This is a genomic window from Rhodococcus sp. NPDC003318 (assembly GCF_042879035.1).
Classification (GTDB): domain Bacteria; phylum Actinomycetota; class Actinomycetes; order Mycobacteriales; family Mycobacteriaceae; genus Rhodococcus_G.
In genome coordinates, this window is sequence record NZ_JBIAOU010000050.1 from 1 (window position 1) to 1432 (window position 1432).

Consider the following 1432-nt stretch of genomic DNA (forward strand, 5'->3'; position numbering starts at 1 on the left):
GGGTAATCGGAAGCCTAGGCGGCGAGGGCTTGGGCCCGGTATGTGACCGGGCTCAAGCCGTCGAGCTTGGTGGAGATCCGTTCGGTGTTGTACCAGTGGATGTACTCGTGCAGTGCGTCGGTGAGGGCGTCGATCGTCGAGTACCGGACGTGGTGGAAGAGCTCTTCTTTGAGGTGGCCGAAGAAGTTCTCGATGACGGCGTTGTCGAAGCAGTTCGCCTTGCGCGACATCGACTGCGTTGCACCGGCGTCGGCGAGCAGCCGCCGCCAGGACGCATGCTGGTACTGGAAGCCCTGATCCGAGTGCACGATCAGCGGCTGGGTCACGTCGGGCTGGGCGAGGTCGAGGGTCGTCAGTGCCGCGGACAGGGAGGTGTTGGTCAGCTGCAGGGTCGGTGACGGGCCGAGCGTGTAGGCGATGATCTGCCGGTCGAACAGGTCCATGATCGGCGACAGGTACAGCTTGTCCTCACCGATCCGAAACTCGGTCACATCGGTGACCCACTTGCGGTTCGGCGCATCGGCGGTGAAGTCACGATCGAGCAGGTTCGGGGCGAGCGCGGCGAGCTGCCCCTGGTAGGAGTTGTACCGGCGCCGGCGTCGGACCCTGCAGACCAGCCCGAGCTCGCTCATCAACGCCAACACCGTCTTCTTCGCCACCGCCACGCCGGCCCTGACCAGTTCGTGGTGGACACGGCGGTGCCCGTAACGGCCGTGGTTGCGTTCGAAGATCTCGGTGATCGCGGTCTTGAGCTGCGCCTGCGGATCGGGAGCGTGCGCACGCGCCTGGTGATAGAAGAACGTCGACCGGGCCAGCCCGGCGACCTCGAGGAGGACCTCGAGGCGGTGTTCAGCCTTGAGAGCGATGACGGCACGAACCTTCACGGCCGTTCCCGAGCCCTCAAGGCCTGCACTTTTCCCAGGTAGGCGACCTGCGCCCGCAGAACCTCGTTCTCTCGGCGCAGTCGCTCGAGTTCATCGACCTGCCGCGGCCCCGTCTCGACGGGCTTCGGTGGGCGTCCTGCCCGCTTCGGACGCAGCCCGTCCTCGCCTTCGGCGCGGTACCGGCGCACCCACGACTCGACCAGCTTCGGTGAGGACAGAGTGAACTCGCGGGCGAGGTCGACCCTCGCCTCACCGTTCAGATGCCGTCGCACCACCTCGAGTTTGCACTCGAACGAGTACGACCGTCTGCTCGGCTTGCCGTCCACCAACGCTCCTCTGCCCCGAACCCGCCACCGGTCGTACAACAGTGCGACCGCCCCGCGGCCGACGCCGAACCGGGCCGCGACCTTGCGGGCACCGAAGCCGCACTCGAACAACGCTACCGCCGCGGCACGCTGCCCCTCGGACAACGAACTTCGTGCATCCATGACACCACTCCCCGGAAGTCGGAACCGAATTTCGCAGTCCAACTTCCGGGGACCAGTTCA

General features: G+C 66.1%; 2 protein-coding genes. Both read right to left on the reverse strand.

All coding sequences use genetic code 11. From position 1 onward, the window contains the following. Nucleotides 1-14 precede the first annotated feature (14 nt). Nucleotides 15-884, reverse strand: a complete 870-nt coding sequence (locus ACFYVR_RS26925) for an IS3 family transposase (RefSeq protein WP_387479449.1) — start codon at nucleotides 882-884, stop codon at nucleotides 15-17. Further along, nucleotides 881-1372: a transposase gene (locus ACFYVR_RS26930; RefSeq protein ID WP_387479452.1), complete on the reverse strand. Its 492-nt coding sequence runs from the start codon at nucleotides 1370-1372 to the stop codon at nucleotides 881-883. Before ACFYVR_RS26930 ends, ACFYVR_RS26925 begins: the two co-directional genes overlap by 4 nt. Nucleotides 1373-1432: the final 60 nt, after the last annotated feature.

Excerpts from the sequence above, each read along its gene's own strand:
- ACFYVR_RS26930 (WP_387479452.1), bottom strand. The coding sequence starts at position 1,372 with ATGGATGCACGAAGTTCGTTGTCCGAGGGGCAGCGTGCCGCGGCGGTA.